12 protein-coding genes are annotated in these 17,499 nt (G+C 69.2%); 6 read left to right on the top strand and 6 right to left on the bottom strand.

Features of this window, described 5'->3' with window-relative positions:
- The first annotated feature begins 104 nt into the window (after nt 1-104).
- Nucleotides 105-713 carry a Uma2 family endonuclease gene (locus Acor_RS29900; RefSeq protein ID WP_155340107.1) on the top strand — a complete coding sequence of 203 codons (609 nt, stop codon included), beginning with the start codon at nt 105-107 and terminating at the stop codon, nt 711-713.
- Between the two features lie 45 nt (nt 714-758).
- Here Acor_RS29900 and Acor_RS29895 read toward each other — a convergent pair whose 3' ends face one another.
- Nucleotides 759-2,012, bottom strand: coding sequence for an ROK family protein (locus Acor_RS29895; protein WP_218034567.1), 1,254 nt, complete (start codon nt 2,010-2,012; stop codon nt 759-761).
- Nucleotides 2,013-2,301: 289 nt separating this feature from the next.
- Between Acor_RS29895 and Acor_RS29890 the strand changes: the two genes are divergently transcribed.
- From Acor_RS29890 to Acor_RS29880, 3 genes are all read left to right on the top strand, one after another.
- Nucleotides 2,302-3,522 (top strand): ROK family transcriptional regulator, encoded by a 1,221-nt coding sequence (locus Acor_RS29890; RefSeq protein WP_155340106.1) that lies wholly within the window; start codon nt 2,302-2,304, stop codon nt 3,520-3,522.
- 125 nt (nt 3,523-3,647) lie between these two features.
- Complete coding sequence (locus Acor_RS45630; protein ID WP_155340105.1) at nt 3,648-9,425, top strand: ThuA domain-containing protein; 5,778 nt, start codon at nt 3,648-3,650, stop codon at nt 9,423-9,425.
- A 132-nt stretch (nt 9,426-9,557) separates the two neighbouring features.
- Nucleotides 9,558-10,094, top strand: a complete 537-nt coding sequence (locus tag Acor_RS29880; RefSeq protein ID WP_155340104.1) for a hypothetical protein — start codon at nt 9,558-9,560, stop codon at nt 10,092-10,094.
- Between the two features lie 4 nt (nt 10,095-10,098).
- Here Acor_RS29880 and Acor_RS29875 read toward each other — a convergent pair whose 3' ends face one another.
- Nucleotides 10,099-10,947 carry an AfsR/SARP family transcriptional regulator gene (locus Acor_RS29875; protein WP_155340103.1) on the bottom strand — a complete coding sequence of 283 codons (849 nt, stop codon included), beginning with the start codon at nt 10,945-10,947 and terminating at the stop codon, nt 10,099-10,101.
- On the opposite strand from Acor_RS29875, the gene Acor_RS29870 reads away from it, so the two are divergent.
- The gene (locus Acor_RS29870; RefSeq protein WP_155340102.1) at nt 10,873-12,897 is read left to right on the top strand and encodes a hypothetical protein; all 2,025 of its coding nucleotides are present in this window, start codon (nt 10,873-10,875) and stop codon (nt 12,895-12,897) included. The genes Acor_RS29875 and Acor_RS29870 overlap by 75 nt on opposite strands.
- A gap of 131 nt (nt 12,898-13,028) precedes the next feature.
- On the opposite strand, the gene Acor_RS29865 is transcribed toward Acor_RS29870, so the two are convergent.
- From Acor_RS29865 to Acor_RS29850, 4 genes are all read right to left on the bottom strand, one after another.
- Nucleotides 13,029-13,232: a cold-shock protein gene (locus Acor_RS29865; protein WP_034275260.1), complete on the bottom strand. Its 204-nt coding sequence runs from the start codon at nt 13,230-13,232 to the stop codon at nt 13,029-13,031.
- A 783-nt stretch (nt 13,233-14,015) separates the two neighbouring features.
- On the bottom strand, nt 14,016-15,002 hold the full coding sequence (locus Acor_RS29860) for an aldo/keto reductase (protein WP_155340101.1): 987 nt from the start codon (nt 15,000-15,002) through the stop codon (nt 14,016-14,018).
- A gap of 261 nt (nt 15,003-15,263) precedes the next feature.
- Nucleotides 15,264-15,629 (bottom strand): helix-turn-helix domain-containing protein, encoded by a 366-nt coding sequence (locus tag Acor_RS29855; protein ID WP_155340100.1) that lies wholly within the window; start codon nt 15,627-15,629, stop codon nt 15,264-15,266.
- Between the two features lie 85 nt (nt 15,630-15,714).
- Nucleotides 15,715-16,032 (bottom strand): hypothetical protein, encoded by a 318-nt coding sequence (locus Acor_RS29850; protein ID WP_218034566.1) that lies wholly within the window; start codon nt 16,030-16,032, stop codon nt 15,715-15,717.
- A gap of 490 nt (nt 16,033-16,522) precedes the next feature.
- On the opposite strand from Acor_RS29850, the gene cobF reads away from it, so the two are divergent.
- On the top strand, nt 16,523-17,326 hold the full coding sequence (gene cobF / locus Acor_RS29845; RefSeq protein WP_155340099.1) for a precorrin-6A synthase (deacetylating): 804 nt from the start codon (nt 16,523-16,525) through the stop codon (nt 17,324-17,326).
- Nucleotides 17,327-17,499: the final 173 nt, after the last annotated feature.

Here is a 17,499-nt window from a genome sequence, read left to right as displayed (position 1 = left end):
AGGGCTCCATCAGCTCGATGAAATCAGATCCCGGCGCTCCAATGGTCCCTCATTCCGCTGGGATAGCATCGAAATGCCGACCACGATAGCCAGGAGGCGAGATCATGAGCGGACGTGGCTTGGCCCACGAGGTGGAGTTCGGGCCATACACCGTCCTCGATCTCCATGAGCTTCCGGAGGACGGTAAGGGGTTCGAGGTTGAGGACGGGTGGCTGGTCGAGGTGGCTGCTGGTTCCCGGCACAACTGGGTGGCACGGAACCTGTCCCGGACCATCGAGGCCGCCGCGTCGCGGTCCGGCGCTGCCGTGATCGTGTGTGACGGCGGCGAGTGGGAGATCAGCACGCCTGCCGGGATCCGCAAGCCCGACATCTTCGTCATCCCGCGGGACGTCGCCCGCGCCGCGATCATCGACGAATCGCCGAAGGTGATTCCCGGCAGGGAGGTCCTGCTGGCCGTCGAGGTCGTCTCCCCGGGCAGCGGCAGCGAGCGGAACGACCGGGTGCGGAAGGTGGGGGAGTACGCCACGGTCGGCATCTCCCAGTACTGGATCGTGGATCATCAGCCAGAACCACGGGTCCAGGTGCTGGTACTCGGCGAGTACGGCTACGTGGCCGCGCCGGCCGTCGCCGCCGGCTCGCTGCTGGCAACGCAACTCGAAGCCGACAAACCATTTGAGATCTCTTTCGACCCGGCGGCGCTCCTCGACTTCTGAGCCAGACACGCGGGCAGCGTATGGGCGCCGCAGGACGGACCGACCCTAGGGGTTGCGGATCGAGATGGTGGTCGGGTCGGACAGCACCCGTTCGATGACGACGTGGGCCGCGCCCCGGGAGGCGGCGCCGAAACCGAGGTCGGAGGCGGTGAGACGGCAGCGGTCGGCGGCGTCGCGCATGCTGAGCTGGTCCAGTTCGGTCTGGGCGACCGGGATGATCCGGTCGGCCAGCTGGGCGAAGTATCCGCCCAGGACGATCACCCGCGGGTTGAAGAGGTTGACCAGCGTCGCCGCGCCGACCCCGAGCCACCGGCCCACCTCGGTGATCGCCGCGTCGACGCGGGGATCACCGGCGGCTCGCTGCTGCTCCATCTCGGCCAGCCGTTCCTCCGGGTCGCGGACGACCGGCGGGCCGACCCCGTAGGCGTGGTCGGGGGCGGCCATCCGGACCAGCGCCGCCAGCCCCACCTTGGTCTCCCAGCAGCCGATCCGGCCGCAGCCGCACCGCTCACCGGCCGGGTCGACCCTGATGTGTCCGACCTCGCCGGCGAAGCCGTCCGCGCCGTTCAGCAGCCGCCCGCCGGAGATGATGCCGCAGCCGACGCCGACCTCGCCGGTGAGGTAGATCAGGTTCGCCGTGCCCAGGGCGACCCCGCAGCGATATTCGGCCAGCGCCGCCAGGTTGGCGTCGTTGTCGACGGTGATGGGGACGTCCGGGGCGATGGCGGCGCACCGCAGCCGGTCGGCCAGCGGCACCAGGCGCCAGCCGAGGTTCGGGGCGACGACGACGGTGCCGGTGCTGGTGTCGACGAGTCCGGGCACGGCCACGGTGATCCCCGCCAGCGCGACCCCGAGCCGGCCGATGTCGGCGACGGTCCTGCCGATCACCTGGGCCAGCTTGTCGATGGAGCGTCCCGGATCACGCCCGAGGGCGTCGAAGCCGACCCTCCGGTCGGCGAGCACCCGGCCCGCCAGGTCGGTGGCGTAGGCGGCGATGTAGTCGACGTTGACCTCGACGCCCAGGGCGCCCACCCCGGCGCCGTCGAGCACGAGCGCGAGGCTCGGGCGGCCGACCGCGCCCGCGTGCCTGGGCCCGATCTCCTTGACCAGCGCGCGCGCCTGCAACTCTCCCACCAGGCTGGTGACGGTGTTCTTGTTCAGGCCCGTCTCGGCGGCGACGGCCGACCGGGAGCACGGCCCGCTCCCGCTGACCTGGCGCAGCACCAGGGATAGGTTGGCGCGGCGGATCGTGGCCTGGTCCGATGGAGCCCCCGCCCCGCCCGGACCGGTCAGATCCACAGCCCCGCCTCCTCAATTGGTCCGCCTGGCTGGTCAAATTAAAGACCGCCCGGCTCGCAAGAGGCAAACGAAGCGATCGTAACGGTCCAGTAACAGCCTGTGTATGCCATCTACCTGCGCATATTTGAAGATGTCAACTCGTTACCTCGCGACAACGTGCACACCGGACACATGCGTGTTACAAACCTCATTAATTGATTGCTGAGACAAACGAAAGGCGGTGACCCGCGTGACCCGGAAACACAACCTCACACACGCGGCCGGCACCGCCTCACCGACCAGCTCTCCGATGGTGCGTCAGACGAACCTCTCGTTGGTCCTGCGCCACCTGCGTGACCACGTGTCCCAGTCCAGGGCCGACATCGCGGAGGTGACCGGCCTGCACCGGGCCACGGTCTCCAACCTGGTGTCGGAACTGCTCGACCGGCGGCTGGTCCGGGAGATCGGCACGGAGCACGTCGGCGCGATCGGCCGCCCCCGGCGGCCCCTGGCTCTGCACGGCGCGCATGTCGGCGCGCTGGGTTTGGAGATCAATGTTGACTACATCTCGGTTCACGGGTCCGACCTCGGCGGCCGGGTCCTGGTGGAGCGCCGGGTCGGCTTCGACGCCATAGCCGGCGGGCCGGATCGGGCTCTGCGCGTGCTCAGCCGGGTGGCCCTGGAGGCCGTCGAGGCGATGAAGCGGGCCGAGGCCGTACCCGCCGGGCTCGGTGTGGCGGTTCCCGGCCTGGTCGACGTGGCGCGCGGTGTCGTCACGTTCGCCCCCAACCTGGGCTGGCACGACCTGCCGCTGGCGGCACGGCTGTCGGCCGCGCTCGGCCCTTGGAGCGTTCCGGTGTCGGTGGACAACGACGCCAACCTCGCGGCCGTGGCCGAGCACACCTCCGGCGTCGCCGCCGGCACCCCCCATCTCGTCTACCTGACCGGCGAGGTCGGCGTGGGCGGTGGCATCTTCGTCGACGGCAAGCTGCTCCGTGGCGCGGACGGCTTCGCCGGCGAGGTCGGCCACCTGCCGGTCGACCCGGAAGGCGCCCGCTGCGGCTGCGGGCGGTATGGCTGCTGGGAGACCAAGGTCGGGCTGGCGGCGCTGGTCCGTACGGTGATGCCCGGCCACGCGTACCAGCCGGCCGATCTGCCGGTGTCCGACCCCGAGGAGCGCGCGACCGAGATCGCCAGAGGGCTGGCCGCGGGCGACCGCCGGATGATGGACGCGGTAGCGCAGGTGGGGCGGTGGCTCGGGCTCGGCGGCTCGATCCTGGCCAACCTGTTCAACCCGCGGGCGATCGTCGTCGGCGGTTACTTCGCCACGCTGGCCGAATGGCTGCTGCCCCACGCTCAGGCGGAGCTGGAGCGGCTGGTCGTGGCCCGCTCCGCCAACCAGTGCCGGTTCATCGCCTCCGACCTCGGCTTCGGCGCCGCCTCACGGGGCGCCGCGAGCATGGTGGTCAACCGGCTCATCGACCACCCGACCATGATCATAAATCCCCTGCCCCGGCTGTTGGCCAACTGACAGCCCCCACAAGCCTGGAGATGGCACCCTCCAGCCACTGCAACACCCAACCCCAGTAACAAGTGGCACCAGCGCGGCGGCGCGCGCTTTGCCTGACGAACCCCAGTCAGGAAAGGGATTACCCCATGTCACCACGTTCTCGAACGTGGGCCAGGATCACACAGGTCCTGCCGAAGACCGAAACCCGCTCCCTACGCCGGATCGCGGCGACGATGGCCATGGCCCTCGTCGTGCCGCTGATGCCCGTCCTCACCCTCCTGACGTCGCCGGCGAACGCCGCCGCCGAGCCCGCCTTCAAGGTCCTGGTCTTCTCCAAGACCACCGGCTTCCGGCACGACTCGATTCCCGAGGGCATCGCCGCCGTACAGAAGCTCGGCCTGGAGAACAACTTCGCGGTCGACACGACCGAGGACAGCGCCCAGTTCACTGACGCCAACCTGGCGCAGTACCAGGCCGTCATCTTCATGTCGACGACCGGCGACCCCGTCTCCACGGCGGACCAGAAGGCCGCCTTCCAGCGCTACATCCAGGGCGGCGGCGGCTTCGCCGGCGTCCACGCGGCCTCCGACGGCGGCTACGGCTGGGAGTGGTACGGCAAGCTCGTCGGCGCGTACTTCAAGTCGCACCCGGCGACCCAGTCGGCCACCGTCCGGGTCGAAGACCCCGCGCACCCGTCGACGGCGCACCTGCCGACCTCGTGGACCCGCGTCGACGAGTGGTACGACTACACCACCAACCCGCGTGGCACCGTGCACGTGCTGGCCTCGATGGACGAGAAGTCCTACACCGGCGGCACCATGGGCATCGACCACCCGACGGTGTGGTGCCAGGACTACGACGGCGGACGCTCCTGGTACACCGGCCTGGGCCACACCAAGGAGAGCTTCGTCGAGCCGAACTTCGTGAAGATGCTCCTCGGCGGGATCATGACCGCCGCGGGCGCCGAGAAGGCCGACTGCTCGGCCTCGCAGAGCGGCAGCTTCCAGAAGGTCACCCTCGACGACAACACGGCGAACCCGATGATGACCGACATCGCCAAGGACGGGCGGGTCTTCTACATCGACCGCCTGGGCGACGTCAAGATCATCAAGACCACCGGCTCGACCGTGACGGCCGGCCGCCTGAACGTGTTCACCGCCAACGAGAGCGGTCTGCTCGGCCTGGCGCTGGACAAGGGCTTCGACACCAACGGGTGGCTGTACCTGTTCTACTCGCCCTCGACCGGCGGGAACGTCGACCGGCTGAGCCGCTTCACGGTCGTCGGCGACGCGATCGACTTCGGCACCGAAAAGGTCATCCTCAACGTGCCGGTCCAGCGCGCCGAGTGCTGCCATCATGGTGGCGGCATGCTCATGGACCACAAGACCGGCGACCTGTGGCTGGCCACCGGTGACAACAGCAACCCGTTCGCCTCGGACGGCTACACGCCGACCGACGAGCAGGCCGGTCGCTCCGCCTGGGACGCACAGCGCAGCTCGGGCAATACCAACGACCTGAGCGGCAAGGTGCTGCGCATCACCCCCCAGGCGGACGGCACCTACACGGTCCCCGCGGGCAACCTGTTCGCGCCGGGCACCGAGAAGACCAAGCCCGAGATCTACGCCATGGGCTTCCGCAATCCGTTCCGGATGGGTCTGGACCCGAAGACCGGTCACGTCATGGTTGCCGACTACGGTCCCGACGCCGGCGCCGCGAGTGCCACCCGCGGCCCCCGCGGAACGGTCGAGTGGAACCTGGTCGACAAGCCGGGCAACTACGGCTGGCCGTACTGCGTGGGCAACAACACGCCGTACATCGACTACAACTTCGCGACGAGGGCGTCGGGGGCGGCGTACAACTGCGCCAACCCGGTCAACGACTCGCCGAACAACACCGGTCTGACCAACCTGCCGCCGGTCATCCCGGCGTCGATCCACTACACCGGCGCGACCAACCCGAACAGCTTCCCCGAGCTGAGCGGCGGCGCCCCGATGGGTGGCCCGGTCTACCGCTTCGACGCCGACCTCGCGTCGCCCGTCAAGTGGCCGGCCTACTGGGACGGCAAGGCCATCTTCGGTGAGTGGAACAACAACACGTTGTTCTCGTTCCAGCTCAACGAGGCCGGCAGCGCCCAGATCAAGATCAACCAGATCCTGAAGTCCATGAGCTTCAAGCGCCCCATGGACATCAAGTTCGGTCCCGACGGCGCGCTGTACCTGGTCGAGTGGGGCTCCGGCTTCGGCGGCGACAACGCCGACTCCGGCATCTACCGGATCGAGTACGTCAAGGGCACCCGCCCGCCGGTCGCCCGCATCGCCGCGGACAAGACCGACGGCCCGGCCCCGCTGACCGTGCAGTTCTCCAGCCAGGGATCGAGCGACCCCGACGGCAAGCCGATCACCTACGCCTGGGACTTCGACGGCAACGGCAGCACCGACTCGACCGCCGTCAACCCCTCGCACACCTACACCCAGGCCGGGCAGTACAGCGCGGTCCTGACCGTCACCAACCCGGACGGCCTCACCGGCACGGCGAACCTGCCGATCACGGCGGGCAACACCCGCCCGACGGTGACCCTCGAACTGCCGCCGAACGGCGGGTTCTTCGAGTTCGGCGACCAGGTCAAGTACAAGATCGTCGTCACCGACCCCGAGGACGGCGCGATCGACTGCGCCGACGTCGAGGTCCAGGCGTACCTGGGCCACGACAGCCACGGTCACCCGCTCGACCAGCACGAGGGCTGCGAGGGCACCATCCAGACGCTGTCCGACAGCGGCCACGGCGTCGACGACAACCTGTTCTACATCCTTGAGGCGAACTACGCCGACAAGGGCGGTTCCGGCGGCGCCCAGTCGCTGACCGGGCGGGCCGAGGCCATCCTGCAGCCCAAGCGCAAGCAGGCCGAGCACTTCTCGACCACCGGCCGCGTCGCGGGCGGCACGGGCACCGACACACCCGGTGTCCAGATCGAGAACGGCGCCGACCCGCAGGGTGGCGCGCAGAACATCGGCTTCACCAACGACGGCGACTACTGGTCCTACAGCCCGGTCAACCTGGGCGGCATCTCCCAGGTCCGGTTCCGGGTCTCCTCGGCCGGCGCCGGCGGCACCGTGCAGATCAAGACCGGCAACGCCGACACCGGGACCCTGGTGGGCTCGGTCGACATCACGCCGAGCGGTGGCTGGCAGACGTACAAGGACGTCACGGTCGATCTGACCAACGTCCCGGCGACGACCGGCCCGGTGTTCTTCATCGTCCGCAAGCCGGCGAGCGCGGCCAATGACGCCTACCTGCTCAACTTCAACTGGGTCGACTTCATCGGCCAGGGCGTGACCGACAACCAGCGCCCGACGGTGACCATGTCGGCGACGCCGACCGTGGGCATCGCCCCGCTGAAGGTCGACTTCACCTCGACCGCCACCGACCCCGACAACAACAACCCGATCACCTACAAGTGGAACTTCGGGGTGAACGGTTCGCCGGAGCCGACCACGGCCAACGCGAGCTACACCTACACCGCGCCGGGCACCTACACCGCCACGGTGATCGTGACCGACGCCAAGGGCGCCTCGACCAGCAAGACGGTCTCCATCAAGGTGGACCCGCCGAGCACCACCTGCTTCACCGGTCGTTCCGACGACTTCCTGGGCGCCTCGCTGGACCGCGACCGCTGGTCGGTCGTCCGTGAGGACCAGAACCTGAAGGTGGAGGACGGCAAGCTCATCCTGCCGACCTCGCTCACCGAGATCTACAACACCGGCGCCGGCACCGTGACCAACATCACGCTGCAGCCGCTCCCGCAGGGCGCCTGGACCGCCACCACCAAGGTGACCATGGTCGCCAGCCAGCAGTACCAGCAGGCTGGTCTGGTCGTGTACGGCGACGACAACAACTACGCCAAGATGGTGCTCCAGGGTCGGAGCGCCACCCCCGACCACGCCGCTCGCATCTTCCAGTTCATCCGGGAAGAGAACGGCGTGCCGAACGAAGTGGCGGCGAGCAACACCGGCAACCTCGGTGACGCTTTCCCCGACACCTACTACGTCCGGTTCATGAGCAACGGCACCAACCTCACCGCTCATTACTCGGCCGACGGCACCAACTTCACCGCCATGCCGGAGACCAAGGCGCTGGCCGGGATCACCAACCCGCGCATCGGTCTCATCTCGTTCGCGAGCACCGGTAACACCAAGCCGGTCATCGACGCCGCGTTCGACTGGTTCCACATCACGCCCGACGACACCGCCACCGCGGCGGTGCCGAGCGACGAGTTCAACGGCACGTCCCTGGACGCCTGCCGCTGGAACGCGATCGTCCGTGGCGACTCCTCGGCCGCCCGGGTGACCGGCGGCAACCTGGAGCTCGACACCACGACCGGCGACATCTTCGGCACCGGCAACACCGGTCCGAAGAACTTCATCCTGCAGAACGCGCCGAGCGGCGACTGGACGCTGGAGACGAAGGTCGACGCCTCGACGCTCGACGAGCAGTACCAGCAGGGCGGTCTGATCATCTACACCGGTGACGACGACTACGTGAAGCTCGACTACGTCGCAGACAACGCCGCGGGTTCCGCGGTGGCGCGGCGCATCGAGCTGCGCAGTGAGGTCGCCGGAGTCGTCCTGGACCCGCAGCCGCAGGTCGGCTCGCTCACCCAGGGCGTCTGGCACCTGCGCCTGAAGAAGGAGGGAACCAGCTTCAAGGGTTCCTACTCCGCCGACGGCACCACCTGGACGGAGTTCGCGCAGGCGGTGACCAACACCGCGGTCGGCAACGGCAAGATCGGTGTGTACACCATCGGCACCGCCCAGCAGGCGTCCAAGACGGTCAAGTTCGACTACTTCCGCCTGAACAGCGGACCGGCGCCGGACACGATCGCGCCGGTGACCACGGCCACCCCCGACCCGGCCCAGCCGGCCAGCGGATGGTTCACCAGCCTGATCCTGGTCACGCTGGCCGGCGCCGACCAGGCGCAGGGCAGCGGCGTCGACAAGACCGAGTTCCAGCTCGACGGCGGCGCCTGGACCACCTACCTGGAGCCGGTGGTCATCACCGGTGACGGGAACCACACCCTGGCGTACCGTTCCGTCGACAAGGCGGGCAACGTCGAGGCGGCCAAGACGCTCGCCGTCAAGGTCGACGCGACCGCGCCCACCACGACCGCGGACTTCCTCCCGGTCAGCCAGGCCGCGGTGCCGGTGACCCTCGCCGCGGCGGACGCCACGTCCGGCGTGGAGAAGATCGAGTACGCCCTCGACAGCGGCGACTGGACGCCCTACACCACGACGGTCACCGTCACCGGTGTCGGCGACCACGAGCTGCGCTACCGCGCCACCGACAAGGCCGGCAACGTCGAGCAGACCAAGGCCGCGACCATCAAGATCGAGGAAGTGGAAACCGAACCCACCATCCTCATCTCCGGTGTCGCGGACGGCACCGAGTACGGCGACAGCCAGGACCTGACCATCGCCTGGGAGGTCGCCGGAACCGGGATCAAGACCGTGACCGGCAAGCTGGACGGCCAGCCGTTCACCTCCGGGACCGTCCAGCAGCTCCACAAGCTGGCCCTGGGCGACCACACGCTCACCGTCACCGTCGAGACCAACTCGGGCGGCACGTACGAGCAGTCGGTCGCGTTCAAGACGGTCACCTCGACCGACGAGATCTCCGCCCTGATCGAGCGCTTCGAGGCCGCCGGGCAGCTGTCCGCCACCGGCGCCGCGAAGCTCCAGGACAAGATCTCCAAGGTGATGGTGTCCGAGGACAAGGAGCGCGAGCGGGACAAGAAGAAGATCGTCAAGAAGCTTGAGCGCTTCATCGAAGCGGTCAACGACCCGAAGATCGTCTCCAACCCGGTCGTGAAGGCCACGTTCCTGCGTGACGCCAACGCGCTGATCGTCGCCAACGGCGGCACGCCCGTGTAAGTGGGGCCCCGGCCCCGACCAGGGGGCGCCGGGCTCTCGCCATGAGCCCGGCACCCCCGCTTGATCCGTAGTCCGGGGTGCCCCACGGTGTGGGGCACCCCGTTTCGCGAACCCGGAAGGGAATCACCACCCGTGAACAAGGCCCTGAGATACGCCGCGATCATCCTGCTGGCCGGGCTCGGGCTGCTGCTCGGCGCCCCGGCCGCCTCCGCCGCGGCGGATGGACCCATCCAGCTGGAGGTCGTCGGGGACGGCGGTCGCAACGTCAACGTGCTGGTCACCTGGAAGAAGGACGGCAGCCCGGTCACCGACCTCGTGGCGGCGACCCTGCTCGCGACGGCCCCCGACGGCCGCACCTTCGGCCCGATCACGCTGAAGTCGGCGCCCGAGGGCCAGAACCTCTACAACGCGGCCGAGCCGCTCCCGGCGGGGGAGTGGAAGGTCACCGTGACCGCCACCAAGCCCGCCAAGGCCAGCAAGTCGGTGACCCTGGCGTCCCAGGACATCGCGCTCCCCGCGCCGGTCGCGCCGGTGTCCGACGCGGCACTGACCGAGCGGGTCCAGGAGAGTTCGTCCGACCTGCCCCTCACGCTCGGCGTCATCGGCGTCGGGGTGGTGGCCGCCCTGGCGATCCTGCTCGTGCTCGTGCGCCGCCGGAACGTCGCCTGAGTAGCTACATGCCGATCGAACCGCATGGATGATGTCTCCGGCAGGAGCATCCCCCGCGAGGCCGGCTCGGCGCGGAAGCGCTCCGCGAAGGCGACATCGGCCTCGCTCGCACCCAGCCCGTTCCCCGGTGCCGCCGATCCGGCCAGCTGCCCCGTACCCCGTCTCGGGCCGGCCGCCGGGGCGGCGCCGCCTCCCACAGCGCCGTTGAGGCCTCGATCCCGAGTTCTCGGCGCAGCGTTTCCTGACATATCGCGACCTGGCGCAGGGCCCCCGCCCGATCGCCCAGCACGGCCAGGATCCGCACCAGCAGCGCGTGATTGGCCTCCTCCAGCGGGTCACCCGCCACGGCCCGCCCCGCGTAGGCGAGTGCCTCGCGCGCCCGGCCTCCGGCCAGCAGGGCGGTCGCCGCCCGGCGCAGCCTGGCCGCCACCGTGGCCGCGATCCGGTGCCGCTCCACCAGCAGCCAGGACTCGAACTCCGGGCTGGTGGTCACGTCCACGCCTTCGAGCAGCTCACCGCCGAACTCCAGCAGCGGAGCCGGGTCGGCCAGGTCGCCGATGAGCAGCGGGAGATCGACGTTCACGTCGTCGCCGTACCGCACGACGACGGGGTCGCCGGTGAGCAGTCCGGGCACGCCGACGGCGCGGCGCGGCTCGGCGAGCGACCAGCGCAGCGCGCCCAGCGGATCCTCGGCGTCGCCGAAGAGCAGGCCGGCCAGGCGTCTGCGGCTGGGCGGCCGGTCGGCCAGCAGCAGGTAGCCGAGCAGCGCCCAGGTCTTGTGGCCCCGCGGCGGGCGGACCGGCAGGCCGTCGCGTTCGATGGCGGGTGGACCCAGCAGGCGGATCGTCAGCATGACCTCACCCGGCCGTTCGCCTTCGCCGAAGCCGCCGGCCACCTCACCCGGCTGCGCGCCGCGGTCGCCGCCGCCGGCCACCGGCTGTCCGACACCGACCTGGTCGGCCTGTTCACCGCCGAGGCGGACCTGCGCCTGCGGGCCGGCCACGCCGTCCAGGCCAGTGAGCTGCTGGCCACCGCCTGGGCCAAGGCCACCGGCACCGGCAGGGCCTACCTGCTCGGCGCGGTGGCCCTGGGCCTGGACCGGATCGACGCCCGCTTCGCCATGCCCCGCGCCGACCTCCTCGCCGTGCTCACCACCGCCCGGCACGCGCTGGACGGCACCGGCACCACCACCGAGGCGACCGTGACCGCGGCGCTGGCCCGCCAGCTGCAGCACTCCGTGCCCACCGACCGGCCGCAGGCCCGGCCACTGGCCGAACGCGCGGTGACGATCGCCCGCACTCTGGACGACCCGGCCACGCTGGCCAGCTGCCTGCTGGCCGAGCACGACACCCTGTGGACCCCCGGCACCGTCGTCGCCAGGGCCGGCATCGCCGCCGAGATCGCCGACCTGGCCAGGCGGGCCGGCGACCAGGAACGGCACGCCCAGGCCCTGCTGCTGTCGGCGACCGCGCAACTGGAGAACGGCTCGGCGGCCTTCCGCGCCACCTTCACCGAGTACGCGCATGCCACCCGGCGGCTGCGCCAGCCTCGCCACGAGTACCTGCTGCGGACCCGGCAGGCCGCGCTGGCCCTGCTCGACGGCGACATCGCCACCGGTGAGCGGCTCTCCGCCGAGGCGGCCGCCCTCGGGGAGAGCGTCGGCGACACTGACACCGGCAACGTCCGCATGTCCCAGCGCCTCGAAGTGGTCCGTGCCCGTAACCAGCCGGCCGAACTGCGGGAGATGGCCGCGGAGGCGGTCGCCTGGTGGGTCGGCGCTCCGGCGCACGCGCACGCCGTCGCCGCCGGGTTCCGCGCGCGGGCCGGTGACCTCGACGCCGCCGGGCGGGAGCTCGACACCGTGCTCGCGCTGGAAGACTGGCGTACCGACCGTTCCTACCTGTGGTCCATCTTCATCGGCGAGATGGTCACCGCCGCCATCGCCCTGCATGACCGGCCCTTGTGCCGGCGGCTCCTCGACGACCTGCTCCCTGTGGCCGGGACCTGTGCCGTCAACGCCGCCCTCGTCTGCTTCATGGGGGCGCACGCTCACCGGGTCGGGCTCTTGTACGCCGCCCTCGGCGAGTCCGAATCCGCTTATTTATGGCTCAACCAAGCTCTTCAGACGCATCGGCGGCTCGGCGCCCGCGCCTGGCTAGCCGAGACCCGCCGCGCTTTGGAGACTCTCGGCGAACCTGACGGATCAACGCACCAGGCCCAGGTCACCACCGCGCCCGATGTCTCCCCGTCGGCGGCTCGGGATGACATTCCGCGGTTGCGGCGCGCCGGTGACCTGTGGCAGGCCGACTACCGGGCGCACACCGCCTACCTCCGCGACGCCAAAGGACTGCACGACCTGGCCGCGCTGCTCGCCCGCCCGGGCGTCGACCTGTCCGCCCTGGACCTCACCGGCGGGGAGAGCTCCGACGGAGCCCCCACCACGCGAACCGAACCCGTGCTCGACCGCACCGCGCTGGCCGCCTATCGGCGGCGCCTGGCCGAACTCGACGACGAACTCGGCGTCGCCGAGTACCACGCCGACCTCGCCCGGCACCGGCACGCCACCGAAGAACGGGAACGACTCCTGGCCGAACTACGCCGGGCGACCCGGCCGGACGGGAGTTCCCGCGCCTTCCCCAACAGCGCCGCCGAACGTGCCCGCAAGGCCGTCACCGCGCGCATCCGCGACGCCATCCGCCGCATCACCGACGCACACCCGGAACTCGGCGCCCACCTCAACCGCACCATCCGCACCGGTACGACGTGCCGATACGAAGCCCCTGCGGCAAGCCAGCCCTCGTGAGGGGGATTTAAGCCTATTTGTCAATTGAACGATAGTTATGACGTCAGTTAAAACGTCACATGGCACCACAACAACGCGCTAAGGGCCCGCACCTTTTGGTGCGGGCCCTTAGCTACGAAATACTTTGGAGCTTAGGCGGGAACGATGTTCTCCGCCTGCGGGCCCTTCTGGCCCTGGGTGACATCGAAGCTCACCTTCTGGCCTTCCTGGAGCTCGCGGAAGCCCTGGGCGGCGATGTTCGAGTAGTGGGCGAAGACGTCAGCGCCGCCGCCGTCCTGCTCGATGAAGCCGAAGCCCTTTTCAGCGTTGAACCACTTCACGGTGCCAGTAGCCATAATGAATCTCCTTATGGGGCAGTGCCGGAAGACTCGTAACTTTAACGAGCCTCGCGTCGCCGCAATGATTACCCCGTCCGGAAAGCCCCGGCAATACAAAAGTGCCAGCACCGGCATGGGACACCGGTGAGGCACTTGAAGTTTTTGGGAACCACAACTGCAACTCGAATCGAGACTATCACGGTGCGCGCAGAGTTGACACTTCGTACCGGGGAAGTGAGGGGGTGCCCATGGCTCGGGGGGAGATTTCGCCGCCGTACAACGACGCCGGATCCCCACCTTTCGCCCGGGACGAACACCGGATAATGCCTGCACGCAGGCGGTCTGGCGTGCTCCGGTGCCAGAATCGGCACCCTCAACTGGGCCGCGACGAAGTTCCCCGCTGAGGCGGGTTGGCGGCCCAAAGATCTACATTCACACCCGATCGCCATCGGCGATAGGGCTTGCTCGGGTTGAGCGTTCCCGTCGGCCGCCTGATCGGCCGGCGAAGCCGTCCGGATTGTCAAGCGCGCTGCCGGGAATCCGGCAGCCAGGGCGCGGCAGTCCGCGGGCAACGGCCACCGCCCGGCGGCAGCCATAGCCCAGCGGCGGCTAGGGCCCGGCGATGGCCAGGGCCCCGACGACGGCGACCGCCCCGCGACGGCGACCCCCCGAGACGGCCACCGCCCGACGGCGGGGGTCAGCCGCCAGGCCATGGCCGTGGGCGTCAGGCAGCCTACGAAGCGGCCGCCCATTGCCGTAGGGTGCCGGGCAGCTTACGAGCGGCGGCCCCGGCACCCATGACTACCAGCGGTGATGCACCTGGGCGCGGATCTTGTCCGCGTAGAGGTCGTCGACCGCGGTCAGCACGGCGTCCGACAGCGGGGGGAGGTCCCCTGCGGCGGCGTTGGCCCGCGCCTGCGCCACCGTGGTGGCACCGGGGATCACCGTGGTCACGCCCGGCTGCTGGATGATCCAGCGCAGCGCGGTCTGCGCCGCGGTGGCGCCCTCCGCGGCCAGCGCGGCGAACTCCCGGGCCGCCTCGATCCCCGACGCGTAGTCCACGCCGGAGAAGGTTTCGCCGACGTCGAACGCCTCGCCGTGCCGGTTGTAGTTACGGTGATCGTCGGCGGCGAACACCGAGTCGGTCTTGAACGCCCCCGTCAGCAGCCCGGAGGCCAGCGGCACCCGCGCGATGATGCCCACGCCGGCCGCCGACGCGGCCGGAAGGACCTCTTCGAGCGGCTTGTGCCGGAACGCGTTCAGGATGATCTGCACACTGGCCACGTTCGGCCGGGCGATCGCGGCCAGCGCCTCCGCGCAGGTCTCCACACTCACCCCGTACGCGGCGATGCTGCCCTCCGCGACGAGGGTGTCCAGCGCGTCGAAGACCTCGTCGGTGTCGTAGACCGGCGTCGGCGGGCAGTGCAGCTGCACCAGGTCGAGGGTGTCCACGCCGAGGTTGGCCCGCGAGCGGTCCGTCCAGGCCCGGAAGTTGGTCATGTTGTAATGCGCGGGCTCCTGGGCGACCCGGCGGCCCATCTTGGTGGCCACCGTCAGGTCCGCCGGGTGCTCCCGCTCTTTCAGGAACCGGCCGATCAGCTGCTCGCTGCGGCCGTCGCCGTACACGTCGGCGGTGTCCAGAAAGGTCACACCAGAGTCCACGGCGGCGGCGAGGATCGCCAGGGCGTCCGCCTCGTCAACCCGTCCCCAATCCGCCCCCAGCTGCCAGGTACCCAATCCGATGACCGAGGCATGCCGGTCAGTTCTGCCCAATGCTCTTTTCTCCACGTAGAGGAGCTTATAGTCGCCCCGATCACCGCCCATCTCCCGCATTGCCCAGAAGCGATCGCGCCTTGAACTGGTGCTCGGCCGTCCTGGCCGCCCGCCCTCCAGACCGTTCTCACCCACCGGCCTCCACCATGCAGCACTCGGTGCCCGGGGCACACAGCTTGCGTAATCGCGAGAGCAAGTCCAACGCCGTTGTCGCCGGGAGCGACTACTTCGTGTTGCTTTCGGCGACCACTCTCAACCTCGGGGACGACGACCCGCTCAACCGTGGGTATGCCTCAGTTGACCGAGATCGAGTTCTATCCGAGCTCCGTGGACGGTGACCACGATGCTCGCGCTGTCGGCGCCGGTGGCCATCAGGTAGTCGTGCAGGGTGGACAGCAGCATGTCGTTGCGGTTCTCCAGCCGGGACACCACACCCTGTCCGACCCCGAGTTTGCGGGCCACTTCCACTTGGGTCATCTGCCCGGCCTTGCGGATCATCGCCAGATTCATCGCGTAGGCCCGGTCCATCTCTTCGGCCGCCTCGTGGGCCTGGGCGACCTCGGCAGCAAGCTGCGGGTCGGACAGGAGCCGGTCCAGATGCTCATTGCCGCGCACAAACGTGGTGTTCTCTGGTTCGGTCATGGCTTCTCCTCGTAGGACGTCTCCCGTTTCCACTGGTCGATCAGGTCGTCTGCGCGGGTGGCGACGCCGTTGTAGAACAGGTCACCTAGCTTGCTTTGTTTCCGGCGAACAGTGCGACGACCACCTTGCCGGTGTCGGGCGGGAACCAGCAGATCAGCCGCACTGCTACCGCTGGATGGTATGCGTGGGAGATTCGCCACAGGGGATAGCGTCGCGACTGGCGGACCCATCGCACTGTGGCCGTCTCTTCTTCTCGATCCGGTGGTTCGGACAGGTTTCGTAGCTGATCCAATGCACGGGCCGTGAAGACCAGCATGAGGCGTGATTGTTCATCGCCCGCGCGTGCATCGGCTTCGAGCCGGTCGAGCCAGTTGCCGAAGTCGGCTGGCCAGTCGATGTCCACCCTCAGATTATGCCTTCAAAGTGATATGCTTTGCAAGTCATATTGCCTGGGTGGCCCGATGGTGAGCTGAACGACCCGCTGGACAGTATCGCCAACGAGGCCCCTTTGGTGAATCTGGCCGACCTGGCCATCGCGGGTCACCAGCGCAGGAGGCGTACCACTCTGGCGCTGGCCGTCGTGGCGGTGGTCGCGGTGCTTGGCGTGGCGACGGTGGCCGTGGTGCTGCCGGGGTCGCGTGGCGACAGCACATGCGCACTCTTCTCGACGCCAGGACGGGGCGAATGCTGCGAAAGGTTGCCATCGGGGCCTGCTGAAGGACGGTGGCATCTTCAACGTCTCCCTTTGGCGGAGCGCGTCCAGGGCCCCGATCGTCTCCCAGGACACGGAGGTCACCACTTACGCGGTCGACGTCACCACGCGGCTGGCGCTTGACCCTGCCTGGTGCCGCGGGGCTCTATGAGGGAGTACCGGGACGGGCAGACTTTCGGGTGTGAAACGAGTCCCTATCATCGGAATCGGCGCGGGAGATCCCGATCACCTCACGCTCCAGGCGGTCAAGGCCATCGCGCGGGCCGAGGTGTTCTTCATCCTGGACAAGGGCGAGGTCAAGCAGGATCTGGTACGGCTCCGCCGGGAGATCATCGACGCGCACGCGGCGGGGCCGTACCGGCTGGTGGAGGCGGGTGATCCGGCCCGGGACCGGACCACGCCCGCGTATGCGGCGGCGGTGGAGGACTGGCGGGCGCGCCGGGCCGACGTCTTCGAGCGGCTGATCCGCGACGAACTCGGCGCGGACGAGACGGGCGCGTTCCTGGTCTGGGGCGATCCTGCCCTGTACGACAGCACGCTGGCCATCGTCGAAGAGGTCCTCGGCCGGGGAATCGCTTTCGAGTACGAGGTCATCCCCGGAATCAGCAGTGTCTCCGCCCTGGCCGCCCGGCACCGGGTGAGCCTGACCAGGGTCGCGCGGCCCCTGCACATCACCACCGGCCGGCGGCTGGCCCAGCACGTCCCGGTTGAATCCGACGACATTGTCGTCATGCTCGACGCCCGCGATGCCTTCGCGACGATGCCCGGCGCGTCCGAGTTCGACATCTATTGGGGTGCCTACCTGGGCACTCCTGACGAGATCTTGATATCCGGGCCGGTCACCGAGGTCGCCGACCGCATCCGCGCGACCAGAGCTGAGGCCCGGGAACGCAAGGGCTGGATTATGGACACCTATCTGCTCAGAAAAGTGGATCGGTCCGGGAACGCGGACCCCGCCGCTTTGCGGCGGAAGGCGGCCCAATGAGTATGGGTCACGAAGGCGACGGCGAATCGAGGAAGCCGGCGTGAATCCGGTGCGGTCCCGCCTCTGGGATCGGTGAGCGAACCCCGAACAAAGCCACTGTCCGGAAATCATCCGGCTCCCGGTCGCGCGCATCGACGGCCGGTGTCACATGTGAGGCGTCGGCGGTGCTCTAA

Source organism: Acrocarpospora corrugata, from assembly GCF_009687845.1.
In the GTDB taxonomy this organism is placed as follows: Bacteria; Actinomycetota; Actinomycetes; order Streptosporangiales; family Streptosporangiaceae; genus Acrocarpospora; species Acrocarpospora corrugata.
This window is presented reverse-complemented; position numbering and strand designations above follow the sequence as displayed.